Raw genomic sequence first — 26,150 nt, forward strand, 5'->3', positions numbered from 1 at the left:
TTCTGTGGGAGCGGGCTTGACCCGCGATGAGGCCATCAAGGCTTGGCCGCAGCCTGCCACAACACCTCGGCCACTCCCTGACGCCGTGCTATCAAGCGTGCCGCGACAAACAGCAAATCCGACAACCGATTGATATACGCCAGGCCCACCCCGGCCAGCGGCTCGATGCTGTTCAACTGCTGGCAGCGCCGCTCGGCACTGCGGGCCAGGCTGCGGCACACGTGGGCCTGGGCGATCAGCGCCGAACCACTGGGCAGAATGAAGTTCTCCAGCGGCCCCAGCTCTTCGTTCCAGCGGTCGATCGCCGCCTCCAGGCGCTCCACTTCAGCGCTGTTCAGTGCTTGATACGCCGGCATCGCCAGTTCCCCGCCCAGATCGAACAGCCGGTGCTGACACGGCGCCAGCACTTCACTGAGTTCATCCAGCCCCTGTTCGGCCAACCCGGCCAGTAACAGGCCCAACTGGCTGTTGAGGCTGTCGACCTCGCCAATCGCTTCGATTCGCGGATGGTCCTTTGGCACGCGGCGGCCATCGCCCAGCCCGGTTTCACCTTTGTCGCCGGTGCGGGTGTAAATCTTCGACAAACGAAAACCCATGCTCAAGACTCCGTTTTGCTTGGGGCAAGCGGCAGGCGCAAGGTGAAGCAAGTACCCTGGCCCGGTGCCGATTGCACTTCCATCTGCCCCTTGTGATTGTTGGTGATGATGAAATACGACACCGACAGGCCCAGGCCCGTGCCCTGGCCGATTTCCTTGGTGGTGAAGAACGGCTCGAAGGTGCGTTTGCGCACCGCTTCGGGCATGCCGATGCCGTTGTCCTCGACCTGGATCTCCGCCCACGGCGGGTTGAGCCGGGTGCGCAGGGTGATGCGCCCGGGCTCACTGTCGTCGTGGCGCAGGTGAATGGCCTGGGCGGCGTTTTTCAACAGGTTGAGCAACACCTGTTCCAGTTCGTTGGCGGTGCACGGCACCGGGCCCAGGTTGGGGTCGAACTGGCGGACGATGGCCTGGCCCTTGAAGTCGAAGCCGATGGTCAGGTCAAAGTCGTTGCCGGCAATTTCCACCGCCTGGTCGATCAGCGCCGGCAAATCGCAAGGCGCCAACTGGCGGTTGCTGCGCCGGCTGAAGCTGAGCATGTGGGTCACTATTTTTGCCGCGCGGGCGCCGGCCTGCTGGATGCCGTCGAGCAACTGCGGCACTTCGCGGCTTTGCAGGTAGCGGTTGACGGTCGGCAAGTCGATGCCGATCTCGTCGGCCTGTTCGAGGTTCCTGGCAAGGTCCGGCGATAGCCGCCGGCGAATGTTCTGCACGTTGTGCAGGATGGCGCCCAGCGGGTTGTTGATCTCGTGGGCCATGCCCGCCGCCAGGCCGCCGACCGAGAGCATCTTCTCCGACTGCACCATCATCTCTTCCAGCGACAGGCGCTGGGTGATGTCGTCGATGCGGATCACCACGCCGCGGCCGCCACCGCCCATCAGTGGGTAAAAGGTCAGGGCATAGTGGCGGGCGTCGTCGTCCTTGGTCCAGGTTACCCGCTCGATCTTCGCCACCCGGTGCTTCTCGACGCTCTCCTTGAGCTGCGGTAAGAACGGCTTGAGGGGTTCGAAGGCAAGGAAGATCGGCTGGTTCAGCGCTTCGTCTAGCGGCGTGCCGGAGAGCGCACTGGCTTCCTGGTTCCACTGGGTGACATAGAGCTGCTCATCGAGGGCGATCAGCGCCGAGGGCATGGAGTCGATGATGCTGTTGAGATAGTTCTGAAAACCGGTGAGTTTTTTCTCGATCTTGCTGCGCACCTGGACTTCCAGCTCCAGCTTGCGGTTGGTATGACGGGTTTCTTCGGCCAGGCCCTGGGCCTGGTCGTAGGCGTCCTGGAATTCGTCGCGGGTGCGCTTGAGCTGCTGCTCGCGGGCTTCGATGCGCGAGAGCATGGTGTTGAAGGCGTCGGCCAGGCTGCCGATCTCGTCATCGTTGCCGCGCTTGGCGCGCAGGGCGTAGTTTTCTTCGCGGGTGACCTGGCGCGAGAGTTCTTCGAGCTGGTAGATCGGCTGGGTGATCAGGCGTTTGATCTGCCGGGCGATGATCATCCACAGCAGGATGCTGAACACCAGGATGCCCAGGCTGGCGGTCAGGGTGCCGGTGTAGAAGGCCATCGGCAGCTCGCTGCTGGCCACCAGCAGCAGATGGCCGGGCGGGCCGCCCGCGCGCGGCAGGCTCACCAGTTGCGTGCTGCGAAATTCGGTCAGGCGCCAGTTGTCGATGTTGCGGTAGCGCTTGGGCAACGGCAGGGCTTCGCCGTGCTGCAATTGCGCAAGCATCTTGCCGTCGCTGCCGTACAGGGCGGCGGCGCGCAGCGGGGTGTAGCTGTCGAGTTCCTTGAGCAGGGCCTTGGCGGCCTCCGGCGAATCGCTGGCCTGTTGCGCCAGTTGCGGGTTGGACACCAGCCGGCCAATGGTCTGCAGGGCCTGCGGGGCCATGCTCTCCTGGGAAATCCAGTAGGCGGCGCTGATAAAAGTCAGGTTGGCCACCAGCAGGATAGTGATCAGCAGCACCAGCAGGGCGGCCAGCAACTTCTGGCCGACCGGCAGGTTCTCCAGGCGTTCGCGCAAAGTCATGTGAAAGGCGTAGTCCCGGTCTGTAGGTGAAGGGGCAGGGTAGCGCCGTGCTCAGTCGCTGGGCAATCCGCGCGTGTTCAGGTGTTCGACCAGGCGCCGGTACAGCCGTTCCAGGTGCGGCAGCTGCCGGCCGTGGCGGCTGGCGGTGCGGCAGGCATGGCCGAGCAGGTAGTGGATTTCGGTGCGCCGGCCGTGGCGAACATCCTGGTACATGGAAGAGTAGTTGGCCGCCGTGGCATGGATCACCCGTTCCACTTCATCGACCAGGCCCTCGGCCGCTTGCGGCTGGCCGCAGTATTGCAGCAGCTCGGCAAGTTCGGCGCACAGGGTCGCGACTTCGCACTGATGCGCCTGCAGGCCGCCATTGCGACAGTCATGCAGCACGGTCAGCGGGTTGATCGCACAATTGAGCGCCAGTTTGCGCCACAGGCGGGTGAGGATGTCCGGGGTCCACTGGTGGGGAATGCCGGCTTCGCTCAGGTCATCGAGCCAGTCCGGGGCGCCGGGGTTGGCCGGATCGCCTAGCCAGTTGAAGCCGTGCCCGGCGAAATTAACCTGCCAGTCCTGCTCGCGGAACGCGCCTTCGGTGCTCGAGGCGGACACGCAGCGGGCGTGGGGTACGCGGTTGGCCACAGCTTCCTGGCTGCCCAGACCGTTCTGCAGCAGGATCAGCTCGGCATCTTTAGCCAGGCGCGGCGCCAGTTGCGCCACCGCCTGTTCGGCGTCGTAGGCCTTGCAGGCCACCAGCAAGCGGTGGATCGGCGTGTGGTCGTCGGCCAGTTGTGCGGGGATCGCCTGCAGTTGCGCCTTGTCCTGTTCGACCAGGGTCAGGCCGCCTGCGGCTTCATAGGCCTGCAGCCGCGCCTTGTCGCGCAGGATCAGCCGGACCGGTTTGCCGGCGCGGGCCAGCCGGCAGGCCCAGAGGCTGCCCAGACTGCCGGCGCCGAGAATATGCCAGGTGCTGCTCATCAGCGTTTCGCAACCGTTATAATGATCCGGTATTTTAACCGTCAAACCCTGCGCGCTCCATCGCGCTCTTTCAGCAGAGCCGCGAGGGTGCCTTTATTTTTTGGAGAAAAGGTATGCCGTCGTTCGACGTGGTATCGGAACTGGACAAGCACGAAGTCACCAACGCCGTGGAAAACGCGGTCAAGGACCTGGACCGTCGCTATGACCTCAAGGGCAAGGGCAGCTTCGAGTTCAAGGAAAAGGAACTGACCGTCAACCTGACCGCCGAGGCCGAGTTCCAGCTCGAAGCGATGATCGAGATCCTCAAGCTGGCCCTGGTCAAGCGCAAGATCGACGTGCAGTGCCTGGAAGTGAAGGACGCCTTCGCTTCGGGCAAGGTCATGAAGCAGGAAGCGGTGCTCAAAGAGGGTATCGATAAAGAACTGGCGAAGAAGATCGTCGCCCACATCAAGGACGCCAAGCTCAAGGTCCAGGCCGCCATCCAGGGCGAGCAGGTGCGCGTCACCGGCAAGAAGCGCGACGACCTGCAAGAAGCGATCGCCGCCCTGCGCGCCAAAGAGTTCGGCATGCCCCTGCAGTTCAACAATTTCCGCGACTGAAGTCGCGGAGCCCGGAACCTTGGCGCCTTTTTGGCGTCCGAGGGCCGAGGTGCCGCTGAAACGTTTGCGGCAGGTCTTTTTCAGCTCTTTGCCGCTCGGCATCAGGAGAACATACGATGGATTTCAACGCTGAGGTCGACCAGCTGGTCAAGGCTTCGCAAACCTGGCTTCCGCTGATCATGGAATACGGCAGCCGCCTGTTGCTGGCGCTGCTGACCCTGGCCATCGGCTGGTGGCTGATCAACAAAGTCACTTTCCGCCTGGGCAAACTGCTGGCCCTGCGCAATGCCGACCAGGCCCTGCAAGGCTTCATCAGCAGCCTGGCCAACATCATCCTGAAGATCCTGCTGATTGTCAGCGTGGCTTCGATGATCGGCATCGAAACCACCTCCTTCGTCGCCGCCATCGGTGCCGCAGGCCTGGCCATCGGCCTGGCGCTGCAGGGCAGCCTGGCCAACTTCGCCGGTGGCGTATTGATTTTGCTGTTCCGCCCGTTCCGCATCGGTGACTGGATCGAAGCCCAGGGGGTTGCGGGTACCGTCGACAGCATCCAGATCTTCCACACCGTGCTGCGCACCGGCGACAACAAGACCGTGATCCTGCCTAATGGCAGCCTGTCCAACGGCATCATCACCAACACCAACCGCCAGCCGACGCGCAAGGTGGTGTTCGATGTGGGCGTGGACTACGACGCCGACCTGCAAAAGGCCCGCAACGTGCTGCTGGAACTGGCCCAGGACCCGCGGGTGCACCAGGACCCGGCGCCACAGGCAGTGATTTCGACCCTGGGCGACAGCTCGATCACGGTATCGCTGCGCATCTGGGTCAACACCGCCGACTACTGGGACGTGCTGTTCATGCTCAACGAGCATGCCCGTGACCGCCTCAAGGCCGAAGGCATCGACATTCCCTTTCCGCAGCGGGTGATCCGCGTGGTGCAGGAAGCGGCGGTGCAGTAACGACCGACGCCATCGCGGGGCAAGCCCGCTCCTGCACAATCCTGCAGGAGCGGGCTTGCCCCGCGATGCTTTCAGCAGTCATTACACTTGTTCACGTCTTCGCGCTACCTGCGCCCGGTGCTTTCTGGCATATAGGCTCGCTTACTTCTGTTTGCCCGGTCTTATCATGCTTACCCCCCTGATCAACATCACGCCGTTGCGGGCGTTTTGTTTCGCCATGACCCTGGCGTTGTTCGAACTGCTCACTTACCTCGCCAGTGACGTGGTAATGCCGGCGATGCCGGTGGTGGTCGGTGACCTGAACGCCAGCCCCGAATTCATTCCCCACGCGCTGAACCTCTACCTGCTTGGCGGCGTTGTCCTGCAATGGCTGATCGGCCCGCTGGCCGACCGTTACGGGCGGCGACCGCTGCTGCTGGGTGGCTGCGCGTTCTTCTGCCTGGCCTGCATCGCTACCTTCTGGGTGCAGGGCATCGAGTTGTTCAACCTGCTGCGCCTGCTGCAGGGCATCGGCCTGGGCTTTGTCGTGACCGTCAGCTACCCGGCGCTCAACGAGGCGTTCAGCGAGGCCGACGCGGTGCGGATGATGGCCTTGCTGGCCAATATTGCCTTGCTCTCGCCGCTGCTCGGGCCATTGGTCGGCACCCTGCTGCTGGAGTGGGTGTCCTGGCGCTGGCTGTTCGTGCTGTTCGGCGCGGCGGCGGTGCTGGCCTGGTTTGCCCTGTATCGGTTCATGCCGGAAACCCTTGGCGTCGAGCGCCGCGACGGCTCACGCCTGGCGTTCCAGCCGATCCACCTGCTGCCGTTGCTGGCAGGCTACGGGCAACTGCTGAGCAACCGCCGCTTTGTCGCCGGCAGCGCTGCCTTGGGTCTGGTCGGCTTGCCGCTGATCGGCTGGATCGGCCTGTCGCCGGTGCTGCTGATCCATGACGAGGGCCTGAGCACCCTGGATTACGCCCTGTGGCAATTGCCAGTGTTCGGCGGGTTGATCCTCGGCAACCTGATCATCAACCGCATCGCCGACCGCTACGCGCTGACTACCCTGGTACGGCGGGCGCTGTGGCCGTTTCTGATCGGTTTGCTGGGCATGATGCTCGGCACCTGGCTGCTGCCTTCGGTGCTGAGCCTGGTGGCCGGCCTGTCGGTGTATGCTCTGGGCCTGGGCATCGCCAACGCGGTGCTGTACCGCATGACGCTGTTTTCCAGCGAGCAGAGCAAGGGCCTGGTGTCGGCGATGCTGGGGATGATCACCATTGCCCTGCTGGGCCTTGGCGGGGCGTTGCTGGCGATGCTCGGCGCGGGTGCCAGCCTGGTGCACTTCGCCCTGGCGGCGGGCGCTGCGGGGATTCTTGCGCTATGGCCGCTGAGGGTCGTTCTGAGCGCTTCCAGCAACCTGCCAGAGGCTATCCCGGAGTAATCCCGGCGATAGCCTCAGCGCGGTTCAGGGGCGTTCTGCCACCTGGTGCTCGACCGGCTCTGGCTTGCCGCGCTCCTGACGCCATTGCAGGGCGATCAGGATCAGGGTCGGCACGCCGAGCAGGGCGGTGATCAGGAAGAAGTCGTGGTAGCCGAACTTCTCGACCATGACCCCTGAATAGCCGCCGATCAGCCGCGGCAACAGCAGCATGATCGAGCTGAGCAGGGCATATTGGGTTGCCGAGAACTTCAGGTTGGTCAGGCTCGACAGGTAGGCGACAAACGCCGAGGTGGCCAGGCCCGAGCTGAAGTTGTCCAGCGAGATGGTGACGATCAGCATCTGCAGGTTGGCGCCCATGTCGGCGAGCATCAGGAACAGGATGTTGGTCGCCGCCGACGCCACGCCGCCGATGAACAGGATCGGCAAGATGCCGAAGCGCACAATCAGCAGGCCGCCGAAACCGGCACCCACCAGGGTCATGATCAGGCCGAAGATCTTGCTGACGCTGGCGATCTGGTCCTTGGTGAAGCCCTGGTCGATATAGAACACGTTGGCCATCACGCCCATCACCGTGTCGGACATCCGGTAGGTGGCGATCAACCCGAGCAGCAGCAGGGCCTGCCAGCGATAGCGGGTGATGAAGTCGTTGACCGGGGTCAGCACCGGTGCCAGGCCGCGGCGGCCCATGGACGACAGGCACAGGGCGGTGAGGGTGATATAGAGGATTGCGCGCAGGAAGGCGCGGTCTTCGAGCAGCAAGTCGAGCAGGCTCACGCCTTCGAACAGCACGCTGGCGAAATCGGTGTTGTACAGCTGGGTGAAGGTAGCCGGTACCGACACCAGCAGGATGATCAGCACGAACACCGACACCAGCTGGTGGGCCAGGCCATAGCGCGCCGCCGACAGCTGGGTGCGCAGTGGCACCGGCGGTTCGCGCATCAGCAGGGTGGTGATCAGCGCCGGCAGCATCATCACGCCGAACAGCACGTAGGTGCCGGTCCAGGCCTTGTGCAGGTAGCTGAAGCCGGTTGAGCCGAAGCCTTCGGCGAAGAACAAGGCACCGGCGGTGGCCAGCAGCGCGGCAACCCGGTAGCCGGCCATGTAGCTGGCGGCCAGCGCGGCCTGGCGCTGGTCATCGGCGATTTCCAGGCGGTAGGCGTCGACAGCAATGTCCTGGGTGGCCGACGCAAAGGCCACCAGCACCGCCAGGGCAATCAGCCAGGACAGGTGCTTTTGCGGGTCGCAGAAGCCCATGCCGATCAGGCCGATAACCACCAGGATTTGCGACAGCACCAGCCAGGAGCGGCGGCGCCCGAGTTTGCCGAGCAACGGCAGGCGCCATTGGTCGAGCAGCGGCGACCACACCCATTTGAAGGCATAGGCCAGGCCGATCAGGCTGGCATAGCCGATGGTTTCACGGGCCACGCCGGCCTCGCGCAGCCATACCGACAGGGTCGAAAACACCAGCATGTAAGGCAGGCCGGCGGCAAAGCCGAGCAACAACAGCACCAGTGTCGACGGGCTGGCATAGGCAGCGAGCGCAGCGCGCCAGGTTTTACGGGGCATGGGCCAACATCTGCCTCAAGTTTACGAAAACAAAGCGCGCACTCTAACCGCTGTGCTCCATCGGGCGCCAGCCATGGCGCAACATATCCACACGATTATTGTGCAAGGTGATGCCTTCTGCGCGCAGCCGGGCCCGCTGTTCATCGCCTGAAGGGGTGCCCAGGGCCAGGCTCAGGCGTCCGCCGGCGCCCAGCACCCGGTGCCAGGGCAACTGGGTATCGCTGGGCAACTGGCTGAGGGTACGCCCGACCCAGCGCGCCGCGCGGCCTAAACCTGCCAGTTGCGCCAGTTCGCCGTAGCTGATCACCTTGCCCGCGGGCACCTGGCCAAGCACCAGGTAGAGTGCCATTCGTCGGGCTTCGGCGCTTTCGGTCGGATCGCCGGGAATCCCGTTCATCGCGGGATTCGCGTATTGCGCGCTGCACGCGCAGGTTTGTTCGAGCAAATAAGAATTGAACTCATCGACATGGGGCAGGTCAGTCCTTGCTCTGATGGCGGGTATCTGGATAATGCCCGACTTTTTTCGCGAACCCGAGTCCGTTGCCGCTTATGTTTCCTAGAGCCTTGTTGTGCGTTGCCCTCGCTGCTGCCTGTTCCCCCGCCCTTGCCGACACCGTGTGGATGAAAAACGGTGACAAGCTGAGCGGCAAGATCAAGGTCTTCGATGGCGGTAAACTGTTGCTCGAAACGCCTTATGGCGGCTCCATTGCCCTGGACTGGAAGCAGGTGCAGACCCTGGAAAGCGATCAGGAGTTGCTGGTCAAGCAAGACGCCTACAGCGGCGAAAAAGCCAAGTCGCTGCAGGCTGCCGAAGACGGCAAGGTCGTTCTGGCCAACGGCGAGGCCCCCAAGACTGTCGAACTGGCCAGCATCCAGCAGATCATGAAGCCAAAGCCTGTGGTCGAGGACCTGTCGTGGAAGGGCAATGTCGACCTGGCCATGGACTATAAGCGCGCCGAAACCGACAGCGACGACTACGACATCGACTTCAAGACCACCGCCCGTCACGGCCGCTGGCGCCATCAGGCCGAAGGCGAATACAACCGCGAAAGCAAGGACGAGGTCACCACCACCAACAACTGGAGCGCCGAATACGCGCTGGACCGCTTCATCACCGAGAAGTGGTTCTGGCAGGGCCGTCTGGAATACAAGCGTGACCACATCGAAGACCTCGCCCGCCAGCGCACCGTGGGTACCGGCCCGGGCTACCAGTTCTGGGATGACGAACTGGGCGCGTTCTCGCTCGGTTCGCTGGTCAACCGTACCGACTATGAATACGCCGACGGCGGCAAAGACAACTTCTACTCGCTGGCCATGAAGTGGGACTACAACCGCTACCTGATTGGCAAGCGCGTCGAGTTCTTCACCAACGGCGAAGTCGGCAAACCGCTGGGCGGCGTCGCCGAGTACGCCCTGGATGCCGAGGTCGGCCTGCGCTACAAGGTTACCGAGTGGGCCTCGCTCAACCTCAAGGCCGAGAAAGACATCATCAGCGGCACCCGCGACAGCGACCTGGACAAGACCCGCTATACCGCAGGTTTCGGTGTGGCCTGGTAAGCACGCTGGCAACACCGAGCGATAATGATTATTTTGTCGGTTAACTAGCCTGGGCGTGCGCGCATGCACGCTCGGCATTACGACGATTATCGAGCGGGGAGTCATACAGTGAGCGCTAAAGCCGCAACACAGGCACGGGAGCTGCTGCTCAAGGAATACCGCGGGGTGCTGTCGACCCATTCCAAATCGATGCCGGGCTTTCCGTTCGGATCGGTGGTGCCCTATTGCCTGGATGCCGACGGCAATCCGCTGATCCTGATCAGCCGCATTGCCCAGCACACCCACAACCTGCAAAAAGACCCCAAGTGCTCGCTGCTGGTGGGCGAGCGCGACGCCGAGGACGTCCAGGCGGTGGGCCGCCTGACCGTGCTGGCCGAGGCGCAACAGCTGGTCGAGACCGAGGCGGTTGAAGCCGCTGCCGAGCGCTATTACCGTTACTTCCCCGAATCGGCCAACTACCATAAAGCCCACGATTTCGACTTCTGGGTGCTCAAGCCGGTGCGCCATCGCTACATCGGCGGCTTCGGCGCAATCCACTGGATCGATCACCTGAACCTGGTCAACCCCTTTGCCGGCAAGGCCGAACAGAGCATGATCGAGCACATGAACAGCGATCACGCCAACGCCATCGAGCACTACGTCCAGCTCAGCGGCCTGCCCCAGGGCGCGGCGGCGCAGATGGTCGGCATCGACAGCGAGGGCATGCACCTGCGCATTGGCCAGGCCCTGCACTGGTTGCCGTTCGCAGCGCCTTGCAATACGCCGATACAAGTGCGCGAAGCCCTGGTTTTTCTGGCCCGCGCCGATCAATGGCCTCGACGGCAAGCCGCCGAGGCTTGAAATGGCGAGGGATCGCATCCATTAAAGGTCTACTGCAAGGACATCTTGCGCAGAGGAACCGTTGATGCGTGCTTTTCTATTGCTGTTTCTGATTTTTCCGGTGCTGGAGCTGTATGTGTTTTTCAAGGTCAGCACCGCGATCGGCTTCTTTCCCGCGCTGCTGCTGATCATCGCCGGCTCCGCCCTGGGCGTGCTGGTGGTGCGGGTGGCGGGCCTGGCCACCGCCCTGCGTGCCCGCGAGAGCCTGCAGCGCGGCGAGCTGCCGGCCGAGGACATGTTCCACGGCCTGATGCTGGCGCTCGGTGGCGGCCTGCTGCTGTTGCCCGGCTTCATCAGTGACGTGATCGGCCTGGTCTGCCTGCTGCCGTTCACCCGTCGCCTGCTCGGGCGCAAGATGCGCGAGCGCGCCGAGGCCCAGGCCATGCGCCAGCGCGCCTTTGGCGATGATCCGTTCATGGCGCGGCCGGGCCAGCCCGGTGGCCACCAGCCAACGGTGATCGAAGGTGAAGTGGTCGGCCGTGAAGATCCTGCTCAGCCTAACCTGCGCAATCCACGGGACTTGTAAAGGTTACCTGTGCTTTGCCAACGGCCCCTATCGAGGCCGTTTTGCTTTGTGCAGCGCCGATCGCTAAAAATTTTCACAGCCAAGCCTTGTAATTGCTCTTGGCGACCTCATGTATGGGTCACCGCAAGGTTTCTGGTGATTTGCACCAGACATTACATGTGTGGTCCGCCCCGCGGGCTACGAGCGGCTACGCCGCAAGCATCAACCCGCCGGTGTCTATACCGGCCGATGAAAACCACAATTAGGAGAGATCGACAATGAAGCTTCGTCCTCTGCATGACCGCGTCGTTATCCGTCGCAGCGAAGAAGAATCGAAAACCGCTGGCGGTATCGTTCTGCCAGGTTCGGCCGCTGAAAAACCTAACCGTGGCGAAGTCGTCGCTGTAGGTACCGGTCGCATCCTGGACAACGGTGAAGTGCGTGCGCTGGCCGTGAAAGTGGGTGACAAGGTGGTTTTCGGCCCTTACTCGGGCAGCAACACTGTGAAAGTTGACGGCGAAGACCTGCTGGTGATGGCTGAGAACGAAATTCTCGCTGTCATCGAAGGCTGATTCCGCTGGTTTCCCGTTACTCCAAAGTATTCAAGGATTAAACGATCATGGCTGCTAAAGACGTAAAATTCGGCGACTCCGCCCGTAAGAAAATGCTCGTTGGTGTCAACGTTCTGGCTGACGCTGTAAAAGCCACCCTGGGCCCGAAAGGCCGTAACGTTGTTCTGGCCAAGAGCTTCGGCGCTCCAACCATCACCAAAGACGGTGTTTCGGTTGCCAAAGAAATCGAGCTCAAAGACGCCTTTGAAAACATGGGCGCCCAGCTGCTGAAAGACGTTGCCTCCAAGGCCAACGACGAAGCTGGTGACGGCACCACCACCGCTACCGTTCTGGCTCAGGCCATTGTTAGCGAAGGCCTGAAAGCCGTTGCTGCCGGCATGAACCCGATGGACCTCAAGCGTGGTATCGACAAAGCCACCATCGCCATCGTCAAAGAGCTGAAGTCCCTGTCCAAGCCATGCGCCGACTCCAAGGCCATCGCTCAGGTCGGCACCATCTCGGCCAACTCCGACAACTCCATCGGTGACATCATCGCCGAAGCCATGGAAAAAGTCGGTAAAGAAGGCGTGATTACCGTCGAAGAAGGCTCGGGCCTGGAAAACGAACTGTCGGTCGTAGAAGGCATGCAGTTCGACCGCGGCTACCTGTCCCCTTACTTCGTCAACAAGCCAGACACCATGGTCGCCGAGCTGGATGGCCCGCTGCTGCTGCTGGTTGACAAGAAAATCTCCAACATCCGCGAACTGCTGCCAGTTCTGGAAGCCGTTGCCAAGGCCGGCCGTCCGCTGCTGATCGTGGCTGAAGACGTCGAAGGCGAAGCGCTGGCCACCCTGGTGGTCAACAACATGCGCGGCATCGTCAAGGTTGCTGCAGTCAAGGCCCCTGGCTTCGGCGACCGCCGCAAGGCCATGCTGCAGGACATCGCCGTCCTGACCGGCGGTACCGTGATCTCCGAAGAAATCGGCCTGAGCCTGGAATCCGCTACCCTGGAGCACCTGGGTAACGCCAAGCGTGTGACCCTGTCCAAGGAAAACACCATCATCGTCGACGGCGCTGGTGTTCAAGGCGATATCGAAGCGCGCATCACCCAGATCCGCGCTCAGGTTGCCGAGACTTCCTCGGACTACGACCGTGAAAAACTGCAAGAGCGTCTGGCCAAGCTGGCTGGCGGTGTTGCCGTGATCAAGGTCGGTGCTGGCACCGAAGTCGAAATGAAAGAGAAGAAAGCCCGCGTTGAAGACGCCCTGCACGCTACCCGTGCAGCCGTCGAAGAAGGCGTGGTGCCTGGCGGTGGTGTTGCCCTGGTTCGCTCGCTGCAAGCTATCTCCGAGCTCAAAGGCGACAACGAAGACCAGAACGTCGGTATTCAGCTGCTGCGTCGCGCTGTTGAAGCGCCACTGCGTCAGATCGTTGCCAACGCCGGCGACGAGCCAAGCGTGGTTGTCGACAAGGTCAAGCAAGGTTCCGGCAACTTCGGTTACAACGCTGCTACCGGCGAGTACGGCGACATGATCGAGATGGGTATCCTCGACCCTGCCAAGGTAACCCGTTCGGCCCTGCAAGCTGCAGCTTCGATTGGCGGTCTGATGATCACCACCGAAGCCATGGTTGCTGACGCTCCAGTGGAAGCTGGTGCTGGCGGCGGCATGCCAGACATGGGCGGCATGGGTGGTATGGGTGGCATGGGCGGCATGATGTAAGCTAGCCTTACCCGCTCGATAAAAAGCCCCGCCTTGTGCGGGGCTTTTTTATGCCTGCGTTTTTACTTTGCAGGCACCAGCGCGTCCTGCTTGACCTCAACCGGCCGGCGGTACAGCACCCAGTAGTAACAGCCAAGGCTGATCAGCCAGCAAAACACCGCCGTCCATACGTTGTGCGAAAAAAAGTGCGCGCCTTGCAGCATGCGCCCCACCGAAAACAGCGTACCCAGGCCAAAGGCGAATACCAGCGCGGCCCTGGCCAGGCGCGGGCGCCGATCACGCAAAACAAAAAACAGCGCAAACAGGGTAAAACCGGTTGCCGCATGGCCGCCTGGCCAGCAGCGTCCGGGCTTGTCGGTAGCCGGGCGCGGGCTGAGCAGCTCGCTGTAGGTTTCCTTGCCACCAAACTCGCTCAGGCTCCACGGGCACTGCACCGCAGTTACTGCCTTGACCGGGGTGACAAAGCTGGTCGACAAACCCATGGCCAGCACCAGGCAACCCAGTTCCCGCCGCCAGCTGAACAGCCGCGACCAGAAGAAACTCACGGCGAAGGCGACAATCGCCAGCAAACCGAGGGCGATTACCGCCTGTTTGGCCCGGTCGTGCAGGATATCTTCGAGAAAATAGCTGTGCCGGCCGATGAACTGCCCGGCTACCGGATCGAACGCCATCTTGGCCAGGTCCATGTCCAGCGAGGTCAGTTCCAGCAGGATCAATATGATTGCGGTAATGGCGGGAATGCCCAGGGCGATCCAGAAATTCAGCGGACGGGAGTAGGCGGGTAGTGACATGGCAAGTCCAGGCAGGTCAAAGGGGAGTCCGACCGGCAATTCTCGGGCAGCCGCCATCACCTGTCCGTGAAGGCTCGGTGAAAAAAACGTTAACCTGCAATAAAGTCGCGCCGACCTAGCCTGGCGGCGCTGATGGCCTTAAGCTGCGCCTGCCAAGCAGGCAAAAGCGTCGGACCGGAGACACCCCAATGCGAATTCTACTGGTTGAAGACAACCGCGATATCCTGGCCAACCTGGCCGACTACCTGGGCCTGAAGGGCTACACGGTGGATTGTGCCCAGGATGGCCTGTCCGGCCTGCACCTGGCCGCTACCGAGCACTACGACCTGATCGTGCTCGACATCATGCTGCCCGGCATCGACGGCTACACCCTGTGCAAGCGTCTGCGCGAAGATGCCCGGCGTGATACCCCGGTGATCATGCTCACCGCCCGAGACCAGCTCGATGACCGCTTGCAGGGTTTTCGTTCTGGCGCTGACGATTACCTGCTCAAGCCGTTTGCGCTGTCGGAGCTGGCCGCGCGCATCGAGGCAGTACTGCGCCGGGCCCAGGGCGGCGGTCGCCGGACCTTGCAGATCAGCGACCTGATCTACGACCTGGACACCCTGGAAGTGACCCGCGAAGGCAAGCTGCTCAAACTCAACCCGGTGGGCCTCAAGCTGCTGGCTGTGCTGATGCAGAAGAGCCCGCACGTACTGCGCCGCGAAGTGCTCGAAGAGGCGCTGTGGGGCGATGACTGCCCGGACAGCGACAGCCTGCGCAGCCATGTTCACCAGTTGCGCCAGGTGATCGACAAACCCTTCGAAAAACCCCTGCTGCATACCGTCCACGGCGTCGGCTATCGTCTGGCCGAGGGCCGTGATGGAGTTTAGACAGAGCCTTGCCCAGCGCATCATCATTGCTTTTGCCCTGATGAGCGCACTGGTGGCCGGGGCGTTTGCCTTTGGCATCGTCGCCACCGTGCACCTGGTCGAAGAGCGGCTGATTTCCGCGGTACTGGGCGGCGATCTGCAGCGCTTGCTGCGCATGGACAGCGTCGGCGACTGGAGCCACCGGCCACGGCCGGACCAACTGTTCTATTTCAGCGGCGGGCGCGACGAATTCGAACTGCCCAAGGATTTGCGCCATCTCGAACGAGGCTTTCACGAAGTGTTTCGCGAAGACTTGTCCTACCACGCGATGGTCGAAATCGTTGATGGCCGGCGCTATGTCCTGCTCCAGGACCAGAGCGATTTCGAAGAACGCGAGCGGGTGCTGTTCGCCGTCGTGGTGGTCGGCTTCGTGTTGAGCCTGGCGCTGGCAGTGTTCCTCGGCTGGGTCCTGGCCCGCCGGGTTATGGCGCCGGTGATCCGCCTGGCGCGCCAGGTTCGTCACCGCGACCAGTTGCTCGGCCTGGCACCACCTTTGGCACCAGATTACGCCGCGGATGAAGTCGGCCAGCTGGCGGTGGCCTTCGACGACACCCTTGGGCGTCTGCGCGATGCCCTGACCCGTGAACGCCTGTTTACCAGCGACGTCAGCCACGAGCTGCGTACGCCGCTGATGGTGCTGGCCAGCTCCTGCGAGCTGTTGCTGGTCAACCCCAACATGGAGCCCCGGGCGCGCTCCCAGGTCGAACGTATCGCCCGCGCCACTGAAGAGATGCAGGAACTGGTGAAAACCTTCCTGATGCTTGCCCGTGCCCAGCGCGACGAAGGCGCAGTGGCCTCGCAGGCAACCATGAAGGAAGTCGCCGATGACCTGATTGGCGTCTGGCGCGACACCATCGAGCAGAAAGGCCTGACCTTGCTGTACGACCCCAAGGCCGCAACCTCGACCTTGTACAACGCCACCTTTCTGCAGGCGGTGATGGGCAACCTGCTGCGCAACGCCGCGCACTACACCGACCAAGGCTTTATCCGCCTGACCCTGGAGCCTGCCGGGTTTCTGGTCGAGGACAGTGGCGTGGGGATTCCCGAAGAGCAGCGCGAAGCCATGTTCCGGCCGTTCGTGCGCGGCGACGAACGGCGTGGCGAAGGCCTGGGCCTGGGTTTGTCGCTGGTGCAGCGGATCTGTGACGATCAGGGCTGGTCGGTCAGCCTTAGCGCTATGGTGCCCCATGGCTGCCGCTTCCATGTCGACCTGAGCCTGGCACCCGAGCGGCCGCTCGAGGGGTAACAGGGCATTGGCCGGTGTGAAACTTTGTAATTTGTTGAAACCTTTACCGTGAAAACTAACAAATTTTTCACACCAGCATGACCTGACGCCAACGCTTGCCTGCCTAAGGTGAGTGCATTGGAGTCAGGAGATGCACAATGCGTAGCCCTATCAAACTCGAGTTTTCGGAAAAGTACGACCAGCAGCACGCCCAGGAATACTTCCTCAAGCACCAGGATGGCCTGGCGCGGCGGATGTCCCACCAGCGTGACGAGCAACTGGCCCGTCGCGCCCTGGCGCTGGCTGGCGAGCCCGGGCTGGTCCTCGACCTGCCGTGCGGCGCCGGGCGTTTCTGGCCGTTGCTGGCAGAAAAACCCAACCGGGTGATCATCGGCGCCGACAACTCCGAAGCCATGCTCGAAACTGCACGCGCCTCGCAGCCGGCCCATGTGGTGGAACGGGTACGTACCTTGCAGACATCTGCCTTCGCCATCGATTTACCGGATAACTCGGTCGACAGTATTTTTTGCATGCGGCTGATGCATCACATCGGTGAAGCCGCCCATCGCAAGACATTACTCTCGGAATTTCAACGAGTTACCCGCGACAGCGTGATCGTTTCGCTGTGGGTGGATGGCAACTTCAAAGCCTGGCGGCGCAAAAAGCTCGAGCAACGGCGTTACGCCGAAAGCGGGCAGGGCAGTTACCAGAATCGTTTTGTGTTACCAGCTGCTACGGTTGAAGAAGAATTCGAAGCCGCAGGGTTCCGCATTCAGGAACGATTGGACTTCTTGCCGTTCTATGCCATGTGGCGAGTCTATCTATTGCGTAAGGGGTGAGCGGGGCATGGGGTTTGAGCGCACAGCAGCAACGACGAACAAGGATCAGTTCGATCATTTCTGGCAGCAGCAGGGTGAATGGGTCGAGGAGCCCAATCAGCGTCGCGGCGGCGAGAGTGGTGTACAACGCCTGAGCGACGACACGGGCCATACGTTCTATGCCAAGCGTCAGATCGGCCATATCTACCGCAGCCTTTTGCACCCCTTCGGCCGGCCCACCGTGCTCCGTGAGTACGAGGCCCTGAACAGTTTCGAGCAGCTTGGCGTGCGGGTGCCGCATATCGTCTATTGCGGCGTCGAGCGCGATGCCGAGCACCAGTGGCGCGCGTTGCTGGTCAGCGAGGCGCTGGAAGGTTTCGAGGACATCGACAGCTGGTTCGCTGCCGGCGCCCGTGAGCGCTATCACCCGGCATTGCACGAGCGGGTCCTGCTGGACCTGGCGCAGAACCTGGTGCGTATGCACCGTGGTCACTGGCAGCATGGTTGCCTGTATGGCAAGCACGTGTTCGTCAAGGTCGTCGGTGAGGGCGCCGAAGCCAGGGCCGAGGTGGCATTGCTGGACCTGGAAAAATGCCGCCGGCGCATCAGTTGCCAGCGCGCTGCCGCCAATGACCTTAAACAATTGCGCCGCCATTCGTCTTTCACTGACGCAGAGTGGCAAAAACTGCTCTATTTTTACCAGATGGCGTTTGGCAGCGCTGTCAAAGGTTTAGAGTAATGAAACTAGAAATAGCTCGAGGTGTGTTCCTGCTGATGGCGCTGGGCGTGGCAACTGTCGCCGTGGCCGCGTGGGAAGAGCCACGCCCGCAAATAGTCAGCAAGGTCGACGCCGGTGCGCAATGTCCGTTGCCCCGGGTGGTCAAGCCCCAGGTCGATGCCAAACCCGATCACGATCTGCTGTTGTTGCTGTTCGGGTTGAGCCAGGGCGTACGCGCCAGCGGCTGAAACCTTGCAAGGCGTTCGGGCAAAGGCCTCGTCATCGACGAGGCCTTTGCATTTCATACCGTTTGCGTGGCGGCTTGCGGCGCATCGGCCTTGGCCAGCAAGGTATAGATGCACGGCAGCACGAACAGGGTGAACAAGGTGCCCACCGACATGCCGGTGGCGATCACCGTGCCGATGTCGAAGCGGCTGACCGCGCCGGCGCCGGTGGCAAGGATCAGCGGCACCATGCCAAATACCATCGCCGCAGTGGTCATCAGCACCGGGCGCAGGCGGATGGCGGCGGCTTCTTCCACCGCTTCGCGGGCGCTCAGGCCTTTTTGCTGGCGCAACTGGTTGGCGAACTCGACGATCAGGATGCCGTGCTTGCTGATCAGCCCGATCAGGGTCACCAGGCCCACCTGGGTATAGATGTTCATGCTCGAGATCCCCAGGAACAGGGGAATCAACGCCCCGCAGATCGACAGCGGCACCGTCACCAGGATCACCAGCGGGTCGCGGAAGCTTTCGAATTGCGCCGCCAGTACCAGGAAGATGATCGCCAGCGCCAGGCCGAAGGTTACCCACAGGGCGCTGCCTTCCTGAACGAACTGACGCGCCGCGCCGCCATAGTCAAAGCCGTAGCCCTCCGGCGCTTCCTCACGGGCAATCGTGCGCACGGTATCCAGCGCCTCGCCCATGCTGACCATCGGGAAGCCCTGGATGATCGCCGAGTTCAGTTGCTGGAACTGGTTGAGCTGACGCGGGCGGGCGCGGTCGCTGATGCTGATCAGGGTCGACAACGCCAGCATCTGCCCCTGCTGGTTCTTCACGTAGTAGTTGTTCAGCCAGTCGGGGTTGTCGCGGTAGGGCCGCTCGACCTGGGCAATGACCTTGTAGCTGCGCCCGTCGATAGTGAAGCGGTTGATCTCCGCCTCGCCCAGCAGGGTCGCCAGGGTGCCGCCCAGGGCGTCCATGGACACGCCCATCTGCGCCGCCTTGGCGCGGTCGATATCGACCACCACCTCGGGCTTGTCGAAGGCCAGGTCGATGTCGAGGAAGGCGAACTTGCCCGACGCCTGGGCACGCGCCTTGACCCGTTCGGCCACCTCCAGCAACGAGGCGTAGTCGTTGGCGGTGTTGATCACGAAGGCGAACGGCAAGCCTTCACCGGTGCCCGGTAGCGAGGGCAGGTTGAAGCCGAAGATCTGCAGGCCGCTGATGCCTTCGAGCTTGGCCTGTACCAATGGCAGCAGCTGCATCTGGGTGCGCTCGCGTTCGTTCCACGGCTTGAGCAAAAAGCCGCCGATGCCCGATTGCACGCCGTTGAAGCCGTTGATCTGGAACGACGAATAGTACTCGGGGAAGTCTTTGAAGATCTTGATGAACTCGTCGGTGTAGCTGTTCAGGTAATCGAGGTTGGTTGGCTGCGGGGCGGTGGCCATCATGAAGATGATGCCCTGGTCTTCATCGGGCGCCAGCTCGTTCTTGGTGAACATCAGAAACACCGGAATCAGGCACAGCACGATCAGCGCGAACACCAGCACCACCGGCCGGGTGTTGAGGGTGCCATGGAGGGTTTTCTGGTAGCGCAGTTTGAGCCGTTCGAAGAGTACATCCAGACGGTGGGCCAGGCCGCTGGGGTTCTGCTCGTGCCGCAACAGCAGGGCGCACATCATCGGTGACAGGGTCAGGGCGACGATCCCGGAAATCACCACGGCGCCGGCCAGGGTCAGGGCGAACTCCTTGAACAGCGCGCCGGTGAGCCCCTGCAGAAAGCCGATAGGGGCGTACACCGCCGCCAGAGTGATGGTCATCGACACCACCGGCATGGCAATTTCGCGAGCGCCTTCCAGGGCCGCGTCGTAGGGCGATTTACCTTCTTCGATATGACGGTGGATGTTTTCCACCACGACGATAGCGTCATCGACCACCAGGCCGATGGCCAGGACCATGGCCAACAAGGTGAGCAAGTTCAGCGAATAGCCCATCAACTGCATGAAAAACAGCACGCCGATCATCGACAGCGGGATGGTAATGACCGGGATCAGCACCGAGCGCAAGGCGCCGAGGAACAGGAAGACCACGACGATGACGATCAGCACCGCTTCGACCAGGGTCTTGACCACTTCGTCGATCGAGGCCTGGATGAACAGCGTGGCGTCGTAGGCGATCGAGGATTTCAGGTTCGGCGGTAGCTGGCTTTCAAGCTCGGGCATGAGCTTGCGCACCTCCTTGATCACTTCCAGCGGGTTGGCCCCGGGGGTGGCCTTGATGCCGATGTACACCGACGGCGTGCCGTCGAAGGAGCTCACGGTGTCGTAGTTCTCGGCGCCCATTTCAACCCGCGCCACGTCGCCGAGCAGCACCCGGCTGTCGCCACTGGTCTTGAGCGGGATATTGGCGAAGGCTTCGGCGCTCTTGAGCTCGGTGGTGGCGTTGATACTGGTGACGATGTACTCGCCCTTGAGCTCGCCGGCCGCCGAAAGGAAGTTGTAGCCGCGCACCGCCTGGGTCACGTCGTTGGCGCTCAGGCCGTAGCCGGCAAGCTTTACCGGGTCGATCCACAGGCGCATGGCGAACAGCTGGTTGCCGAGGATCTCGGCTTCGGCCATGCCCGGCAGGGTCGCAAGCTTGGGCTGGATGACCCGCGACAGGTAATCGGTGATCTGCGGGTTGCTCAACTCGCTGCTGTAGAAGCTTACGTACATCAGCGCCGAGGCGTCGGCGGCCTCCTTGCTCAGCACCGGATCTTCGGCGTCCTGGGGCAGCTTGTTCTTGACCTCGTTGGCCTTGGCCAGCAACTCGGTGAACAGCCGGTCGCTGTCCGAGCCGATGCGCGCATAGATCGAAATCACCGAGAAGTTCTGCCGGCTCACCGAGGTCATGTAGTCGATGCCTTCGGCGCTGGCCAGGCTTTGCTGCAGCGGCTGGGTGATGTAGCCCTGGATGGTTTCGGCGTTGGCCCCGGGGTAGGCGGTGGTCACCGTGATCAGGGCGTTTTCCATTTGCGGGTATTGGCGGATCGGCAACTTGCTCCAGGCCTGGAAGCCCAGCAGCACGATCAGCAGGCTGACCACGCTGGCCAGCACCGGGCGGCGGATGAACGGATCGGTAAAGGCCATGACGGTTCCTTGATCAGTTGCTGCGCGGCGGACTGTCGGGGGCTTGCAGGGCTTTGTCCGGGCTGATGCTGATCGGCGCGCCCTGGGTGAGTTTCAACTGGCCGGCGGTGACTACCGTTTCGCCGGCCTTGAGCCCCTTGCTGATGATCACCAGGCCATCGCGGCGCTCGCCGGTCTCGACGAAGCGGCGTTCGGCAATCAGGGTTGGCTGGGCGTCGGCGTTGTCTGGCACTTTGCCGTCCTCAGGCTTTTTCGCCGTGGCGACATACACCGAGTTGCCATACAGGGTGTAGGTCACCGCGCTTTCCGGCACCACCACCTGTGGCTGCGGGTCGGGCAGCAAAACCTGCAGGCTGGTGAACATGCCGGGCAGCAGCTTGCCGTCGGGGTTGGCCAGGGTGGCGCGGACCTGCACGTTGCGGGTGCTGTCCTCGACCTTGGGGTTGATCGCGCTGATGCTGCCGGGGAAGTGCTCTTGCGGGTAGGCGGCGACGCTGACCAGCACTTGCTGGCCAATGCTCAGCTTGGGAATCGACTGCTCGGGGACGAAGAAATCGACGTAGAGGCTGCTCAGGTCTTGCAAGGTGGCGATCACCGTGCCGCTGGCCAGGTAGTCGCCAACGTCCACCTGGCGGATGCCGATGGTGCCGCTGAAGGGCGCATTGATGCTCTTTTTTGCCAGCGCCGCCTTGAGTTGATCGACCACTGCCTTGTTGCGCTTGAACTGGGCGCTCAAGCGATCGAACTCACCCTTGGAAATCGCCTGGCTGCCGACCAGCTGGCTGCCGCGGTTGTAGTCGACCTGGGCCAGGCCCAGGTCGGCGAGGGCGGTCCCCAGCAGCGCGGTTTCGACATCGCTGTCCAGTTGCAGCAACAACTGGCCCTTGCTGACTTTCTGCCCGGACTCGAACTGCAGGGCCTTGACCGTGCCGGCGATCTCCAGGCTCAGGTCGACCCCTTGCAGCGCCTTGAGGCTGCCCACGGCCGGCAGGCGGTTCTGCCAGGCACGTTCGCTGGCCTCGGTCGCCGCTACGCTGATCGGCGGCTTGGGGGCCGAGAACATCTGGATCTGCTGATAGATGGCAAAGGCCTTGTAGCCCCCCAGGATCAGCACGAGCAGCAAGACAACACCCAACATGATCAGCATGCGGCGGCGCAGCATAGTCCAGTTCCTTGGAGACGAATTGTTGTTCGCTTGGCACGACGACGGGCGATCCTGCCCACGTGCGATGTAGCCGAATATTACTCTGTTGACCGGGCCTGGGAAGCCTGTGTTCCCGGCTATTTTCAGGCCAGGTGCAGGTGGTTGTCCCAGAGCCCGGACGGCAATTGCAGGGGCTGGCCGATCAGTTCGGGCTTGCGGCAATCGTACAGGCGGCAACGGCCTTGGCCTGAGGTCACGACAAAACCGTCGGCCACCGCGCCGACACCGGCGCAATCGGGCATCGGTGCATCAAGGCGTACCTGGGCGCTGTCCAGGTCCCAGATAAACAGCCGGTTGGCCCGTGGCGCGGTCAGGGCCACCAGGCGCAGCTCGTTGTGAATGGCGACGCTGGCGGTGTAGTGGGCCATGGACTGCAATTGCTGCTCGGGCACCGGGAAGGCTTCAAAGGCCTGGCCCGGGCGCTTGATCGCCAGCAGCTCGGCAGTCTCGTGGCTGGCGCCCATGAACTGCTGGCCGGCGACGATGGTGCCGTCGGCGGCAATCGCCAAATGGCGCACGCTGTTCATCTGCTGGCTGAGCACTTCTTTGCTCAGCAGTGTGCCGTCGCGCTGCATCAGCACCAGGCTCGGCTGCATGGCATCGAGGTTCATCTCCACCCGGCTTTCGGCTTCGGTGCGAATGCCGCCGTTGGCCACCACCAGGGTTTCGCCGTCGGGCATCCACGACACCTGGTGCGGGCCGATGCCGTGGGTCGAGATTTCGCCAGCATGGCTCAGGCGCTCGCCGTCGAAACGGTAGACACCGAGTACGCCACGGCCAGGGTCAGTGGTGTCGTTCTCGGTGGCGTAGAGCCATTCGCCGCTCTTGTGGATCACCGCATGGCCGTAGAAATGCCGGTTCGGCTGCGAGGTGATGGTCTGCAGCAAGCGGCCATCGCGCAGGTCGATCAGGTAGCTCTCGGTGCCGGGGCGGCGGGCGACGAACAGGGCAATTGGCTGTTCGGGATGGTTGATGATGTCATGGCAACGCTGGCCCACCTCGGTGGCGAACACCTGGGTGCCGTCCAGGCGGTAGCCGACGGCGTAGTGCTTGCCGTCGCCATCGTCACGCGCCGAGAGCAGCAGCGGCGTGCCGGCCTTGTTGCGAAACAGGGTCCAGCCGCCGAGGGTGAGGGCGCTGAGCACAACGCTACCGAGTTTGAGAGCCTGGCGTCGCAACATGATCAGTCACCGTCGTTGGCGTTGAAGCCCAGCTGGATGCCCAGCGCCTTGGCCAGCTCGCCTTCGTGCAGGCGGTGAACGGCGTTGAGGCTGTCGTAAATAGTGTTCAGCTGCTGGCGGCCGGCTTCGTCGTCGAGCAACTCGCCGAGGGTTTTCTGGTTGCCGGCCAGCAGCTTGGAGGCGTTGGCGTAGGCGGCGTCGATCTTGTCCGCCAAGGCTTGCTGGTCTTTGCCCAGCAGGCCGCGCAGGCCTTTGTTGTCGACCCCGACCCAGACGGTCTGGGCAGCATTGAGGCTGGCTTCCAGGCTTTTCAGCGAGGAGTGGCTGCGCCAGGCCTCGGCCTGCAGCGGCTGCGGGATACCCTTGCTCAGGCGGCCCATGGGCGCGCCGAGTTTCTTCTTCAGGGTATCCAGGGCGGTAACCTGGGCCCGCAGCAGGTCGGCGATGGCCTCGTGGGAATCGGCGTAGCGCTGGTTGGGGAACTTGGTCATCTGCGCGAGCATGCCGTCGGTGCTGTTCCAGCCTTTGAGGATTTCCTCGGCCAGGGCCTTCTGGTGCTCGCCGATGGCCACCAGCAGCGGGCAGTAGCGGGCTTTCTGTTCGGCGTTGGCGGCATCCGGCTTGCTGTCGAAGAGGATGTACTCGTAGGCCGACAGGCCGCGCACGACGACACTGGATTTGCCCAGGGTTTCGGCGTCGAGTGGCTTGTCACCGTTGACCAGTTGCTCGACCTGACGGCCGACCAGGTTCTTCTTGTCGGGCCAGAACTGCACCTGCCAGGCACGGTTGCCTTCGGCCAGCGGGCCGATCAACAAGGGCTGCAACTCGGCCCAGGCTTTTTGCGCATGGAGAAAATCGGCGCGGGCAGTGGCCAGGTCCGCCTTGCCTTCACAGAAGGCCAGGGCGCTGACGGCCAGCTGGCGGTCGGCTTCGACCCAGCGGCTGTAGGTCGGCAGGATTACCTGTTTGGCGATCGCCGCCGAGGTCACCGCTTGCGGGTCTTGCGGCGAGCAGGCGCCGAGGGCGAGGGCGGCAAGGCTGGTGAACAACAGTTTGGGACGGAACATGCCCGGCTCCTTTGCTTAAAGTGAATTCAGGAAAGCCAGCAACGCGGTGCGTTGCCCGGCGTTGAAGCTCAAGACGTACTGTTTGGCCGCTTCGGCTTCGCCACCGTGCCAGAGCACAGCTTCGAGCAGGTTGCGGGCGCGGCCATCGTGAAGAAACTGGGTGTGACCGCTGACGGTCTCGTTCAGGCCGATACCCCACAGCGGCGCGGTGCGCCAGTCCTGGCCGCTGGCGGCGAACTCGCTGCGGTTGTCGGCCAGGCCCGGACCCATGTCATGCAGCAGCAGGTCGCTGTAGGGGCGGATCAGCTGGTTGGCCAGCTCCGGCTCGGCGGCGTCGCTGGCGGTGGTGAACTGTGGCGTGTGGCAGCCTTGGCAGCCGGCCTGGTGGAACAGGTTCTTGCCGGCCAGCACCTGGGGCGAATCGACGTCCTTGCGCACCGGCACCGCCAGGTTGCGGGTATAGAACAGCACCAGGCGCAGGATGTTGTCGCTGACTTCCTGCTCGCCGTTGGCGCCGTTGCCGTTGGCGGCGTTGAGGCAGTCGGTCTGCGCCGGGGTGCAGTCGTCCATTGGCCGCAGGCTGGTGGTCAGGCCCATGTCACCGGAAAACGCATGGACGTTCTGCTGATTGAGGTTCGGCTGCCCGGCCTTCCAGCCGAAGCGGCCGACCACGGTCTTGCCCTGGGCATCGTCCCAGACCCGGTTGGCGCGGCCGCGGATGCCATCGCCGTTGCGGTCGTCGGGGTCGGCATTAGCCAGCAGCGCCGCCTCGGGGATGGCCTCGAGCAGACCCAGGCCGATCATCGGCGGGGCGACCCGGGCCGAGAAGCGCGTATCGGGGTGCATCGGCCCGTAGCCCAGCTGGGTGATCTGCAGGCGCGGCTTGCGCAGTTCGACCTGGGTGCCGTCCTTGAAGGTGACCTGTTGCGTATCGTACTCGACCCGCACCTTGCCTTCGGGGGCGACACCCGGCACCGCCATGTCCTGCAACTGACCGCCATACACCGGCTCCGGGACGATGCCCAGTTGCTCGATAACCTTGGCGTACTGCGGCTGATCGGGGATCGACAGGCGCACCAGCATCGACACCGCGTTGGCGGCGTTGGGCCCGGGCGGGTGGCCGCGGCCGTCCTTGATGTGGCAGTTCTGGCAGGCATTGGTATTGAACAGCGGGCCCAGGCCGTCGCGGGCGGTGGTGGTCGACGGGGCGATCACCCAGGGGCTGCGGAAAAAGCTGTTGCCGACGCTGAAATCCAGGCGCCGGCTTGGCGGCAGGTTGGCCGAAGGCATTGAGTAGGCGTTCTGGTCGCGCTTGTTCACCGTCGCCTTGCCACCGGCCAGCGCTTCACCGGGCTCGGCCTGGGTGAATCGCGGGGCGTCGTCGCAACCGGCCAGAACGGCGACCAGAAGCAGGGGGCTGAGACGGGGAAGCAACGAGGACATCAATAATCCTGGGGCTTGGGCAAAAAACCGGCGTGCAAGCTTAGCAGGCTCGGGGTAATTGAATAAGAGGGATTTGCGTTTGCTCGATGAAATCTATCGCGGGGCAAGC

The 26,150-nt window shown here is 62.9% G+C and carries 24 protein-coding genes; 13 read left to right on the forward strand and 11 right to left on the reverse strand.

Translation table 11 applies throughout. The features are described 5' to 3' along the window. Nucleotides 1-35 precede the first annotated feature (35 nt). Genes UB48_RS12395 through UB48_RS12405 form a run of 3 tightly spaced genes read right to left on the reverse strand, consistent with a single transcriptional unit; the run spans nucleotide 36 to nucleotide 3,580 of the window. Nucleotides 36-596 carry a cob(I)yrinic acid a,c-diamide adenosyltransferase gene (locus tag UB48_RS12395; protein WP_045197356.1) on the reverse strand — a complete coding sequence of 187 codons (561 nt, stop codon included), beginning with the start codon at nucleotides 594-596 and terminating at the stop codon, nucleotides 36-38. A gap of 2 nt (nucleotides 597-598) precedes the next feature. Further along, complete coding sequence (locus tag UB48_RS12400) at nucleotides 599-2,611, reverse strand: ATP-binding protein (RefSeq protein ID WP_045197359.1); 2,013 nt, start codon at nucleotides 2,609-2,611, stop codon at nucleotides 599-601. A 51-nt stretch (nucleotides 2,612-2,662) separates the two neighbouring features. Then, on the reverse strand, nucleotides 2,663-3,580 hold the full coding sequence (locus UB48_RS12405; RefSeq protein WP_045197361.1) for a putative 2-dehydropantoate 2-reductase: 918 nt from the start codon (nucleotides 3,578-3,580) through the stop codon (nucleotides 2,663-2,665). Between the two features lie 113 nt (nucleotides 3,581-3,693). Here UB48_RS12405 and UB48_RS12410 point away from each other — a divergent pair, with 113 nt between their 5' ends. The 3 genes from UB48_RS12410 (at nucleotide 3,694) to UB48_RS12420 (ending at nucleotide 6,555) form a co-directional block, all read left to right on the forward strand. Continuing rightward, nucleotides 3,694-4,179: a YajQ family cyclic di-GMP-binding protein gene (locus tag UB48_RS12410; RefSeq protein WP_045197363.1), complete on the forward strand. Its 486-nt coding sequence runs from the start codon at nucleotides 3,694-3,696 to the stop codon at nucleotides 4,177-4,179. Between the two features lie 116 nt (nucleotides 4,180-4,295). After that, complete coding sequence (locus tag UB48_RS12415) at nucleotides 4,296-5,138, forward strand: mechanosensitive ion channel family protein (protein WP_045197365.1); 843 nt, start codon at nucleotides 4,296-4,298, stop codon at nucleotides 5,136-5,138. A gap of 166 nt (nucleotides 5,139-5,304) precedes the next feature. Further along, the gene (locus UB48_RS12420) at nucleotides 5,305-6,555 is read left to right on the forward strand and encodes an MFS transporter (RefSeq protein ID WP_045197366.1); all 1,251 of its coding nucleotides are present in this window, start codon (nucleotides 5,305-5,307) and stop codon (nucleotides 6,553-6,555) included. A 24-nt stretch (nucleotides 6,556-6,579) separates the two neighbouring features. Here UB48_RS12420 and UB48_RS12425 read toward each other — a convergent pair whose 3' ends face one another. Beyond that, the gene (locus UB48_RS12425; protein ID WP_045197368.1) at nucleotides 6,580-8,121 is read right to left on the reverse strand and encodes an AmpG family muropeptide MFS transporter; all 1,542 of its coding nucleotides are present in this window, start codon (nucleotides 8,119-8,121) and stop codon (nucleotides 6,580-6,582) included. A gap of 43 nt (nucleotides 8,122-8,164) precedes the next feature. After that, nucleotides 8,165-8,518: an MGMT family protein gene (locus tag UB48_RS12430; protein ID WP_045197370.1), complete on the reverse strand. Its 354-nt coding sequence runs from the start codon at nucleotides 8,516-8,518 to the stop codon at nucleotides 8,165-8,167. 152 nt (nucleotides 8,519-8,670) lie between these two features. Here UB48_RS12430 and UB48_RS12435 point away from each other — a divergent pair, with 152 nt between their 5' ends. The 5 genes from UB48_RS12435 (at nucleotide 8,671) to groL (ending at nucleotide 13,334) form a co-directional block, all read left to right on the forward strand. Continuing rightward, a complete protein-coding gene (locus UB48_RS12435; protein ID WP_045197889.1) occupies nucleotides 8,671-9,678 on the forward strand; it encodes a DUF481 domain-containing protein in 1,008 nt (335 codons plus the stop codon). Nucleotides 9,679-9,786: 108 nt separating this feature from the next. Beyond that, nucleotides 9,787-10,518 (forward strand): HugZ family protein, encoded by a 732-nt coding sequence (locus tag UB48_RS12440; RefSeq protein ID WP_045197372.1) that lies wholly within the window; start codon nucleotides 9,787-9,789, stop codon nucleotides 10,516-10,518. A gap of 64 nt (nucleotides 10,519-10,582) precedes the next feature. Beyond that, nucleotides 10,583-11,083, forward strand: coding sequence for an FxsA family protein (locus UB48_RS12445; RefSeq protein WP_045197374.1), 501 nt, complete (start codon nucleotides 10,583-10,585; stop codon nucleotides 11,081-11,083). A gap of 257 nt (nucleotides 11,084-11,340) precedes the next feature. Further along, nucleotides 11,341-11,634 carry a co-chaperone GroES gene (locus tag UB48_RS12450; protein WP_003260750.1) on the forward strand — a complete coding sequence of 98 codons (294 nt, stop codon included), beginning with the start codon at nucleotides 11,341-11,343 and terminating at the stop codon, nucleotides 11,632-11,634. 47 nt (nucleotides 11,635-11,681) lie between these two features. Further along, on the forward strand, nucleotides 11,682-13,334 hold the full coding sequence (gene groL, locus UB48_RS12455; RefSeq protein ID WP_045197377.1) for a chaperonin GroEL: 1,653 nt from the start codon (nucleotides 11,682-11,684) through the stop codon (nucleotides 13,332-13,334). Between the two features lie 62 nt (nucleotides 13,335-13,396). Here groL and UB48_RS12460 read toward each other — a convergent pair whose 3' ends face one another. Beyond that, the gene (locus UB48_RS12460) at nucleotides 13,397-14,125 is read right to left on the reverse strand and encodes a phosphatase PAP2 family protein (protein ID WP_045197379.1); all 729 of its coding nucleotides are present in this window, start codon (nucleotides 14,123-14,125) and stop codon (nucleotides 13,397-13,399) included. Between the two features lie 188 nt (nucleotides 14,126-14,313). Here UB48_RS12460 and colR point away from each other — a divergent pair, with 188 nt between their 5' ends. The 5 genes from colR (at nucleotide 14,314) to UB48_RS12485 (ending at nucleotide 18,045) form a co-directional block, all read left to right on the forward strand. Continuing rightward, the gene (gene colR, locus UB48_RS12465) at nucleotides 14,314-14,997 is read left to right on the forward strand and encodes a two-component system response regulator ColR (protein WP_045197381.1); all 684 of its coding nucleotides are present in this window, start codon (nucleotides 14,314-14,316) and stop codon (nucleotides 14,995-14,997) included. Continuing rightward, the gene (locus UB48_RS12470) at nucleotides 14,987-16,282 is read left to right on the forward strand and encodes a HAMP domain-containing sensor histidine kinase (protein ID WP_045197383.1); all 1,296 of its coding nucleotides are present in this window, start codon (nucleotides 14,987-14,989) and stop codon (nucleotides 16,280-16,282) included. Before colR ends, UB48_RS12470 begins: the two co-directional genes overlap by 11 nt. Nucleotides 16,283-16,419: 137 nt before the next feature. Then, a complete protein-coding gene (locus UB48_RS12475; RefSeq protein ID WP_045197385.1) occupies nucleotides 16,420-17,100 on the forward strand; it encodes a class I SAM-dependent methyltransferase in 681 nt (226 codons plus the stop codon). A 7-nt stretch (nucleotides 17,101-17,107) separates the two neighbouring features. Further along, nucleotides 17,108-17,818 (forward strand): lipopolysaccharide kinase InaA family protein, encoded by a 711-nt coding sequence (locus UB48_RS12480; protein ID WP_045197386.1) that lies wholly within the window; start codon nucleotides 17,108-17,110, stop codon nucleotides 17,816-17,818. Then, complete coding sequence (locus tag UB48_RS12485) at nucleotides 17,818-18,045, forward strand: hypothetical protein (RefSeq protein WP_045197388.1); 228 nt, start codon at nucleotides 17,818-17,820, stop codon at nucleotides 18,043-18,045. The genes UB48_RS12480 and UB48_RS12485 overlap by 1 nt, the downstream gene beginning before the upstream one ends. A gap of 53 nt (nucleotides 18,046-18,098) precedes the next feature. Here UB48_RS12485 and UB48_RS12490 read toward each other — a convergent pair whose 3' ends face one another. The 5 genes from UB48_RS12490 to UB48_RS12510 all read right to left on the reverse strand — a co-directional run bounded on the left by UB48_RS12490 (nucleotide 18,099) and on the right by UB48_RS12510 (nucleotide 26,041). Beyond that, a complete protein-coding gene (locus UB48_RS12490; protein WP_045197390.1) occupies nucleotides 18,099-21,146 on the reverse strand; it encodes a multidrug efflux RND transporter permease subunit in 3,048 nt (1,015 codons plus the stop codon). Nucleotides 21,147-21,159: 13 nt separating this feature from the next. Continuing rightward, the gene (locus UB48_RS12495; protein ID WP_045197392.1) at nucleotides 21,160-22,308 is read right to left on the reverse strand and encodes an efflux RND transporter periplasmic adaptor subunit; all 1,149 of its coding nucleotides are present in this window, start codon (nucleotides 22,306-22,308) and stop codon (nucleotides 21,160-21,162) included. Between the two features lie 125 nt (nucleotides 22,309-22,433). Further along, nucleotides 22,434-23,531 carry a DUF1513 domain-containing protein gene (locus tag UB48_RS12500; protein WP_045197394.1) on the reverse strand — a complete coding sequence of 366 codons (1,098 nt, stop codon included), beginning with the start codon at nucleotides 23,529-23,531 and terminating at the stop codon, nucleotides 22,434-22,436. A 2-nt stretch (nucleotides 23,532-23,533) separates the two neighbouring features. Beyond that, on the reverse strand, nucleotides 23,534-24,598 hold the full coding sequence (locus tag UB48_RS12505) for an imelysin family protein (protein WP_045197396.1): 1,065 nt from the start codon (nucleotides 24,596-24,598) through the stop codon (nucleotides 23,534-23,536). A gap of 15 nt (nucleotides 24,599-24,613) precedes the next feature. Continuing rightward, the gene (locus UB48_RS12510; RefSeq protein WP_045197399.1) at nucleotides 24,614-26,041 is read right to left on the reverse strand and encodes a di-heme oxidoredictase family protein; all 1,428 of its coding nucleotides are present in this window, start codon (nucleotides 26,039-26,041) and stop codon (nucleotides 24,614-24,616) included. Nucleotides 26,042-26,150 lie beyond the last annotated feature (109 nt).

The organism is Pseudomonas sp. 2(2015) (assembly GCF_000955865.1).
Classification (GTDB): Bacteria; Pseudomonadota; Gammaproteobacteria; order Pseudomonadales; family Pseudomonadaceae; genus Aquipseudomonas.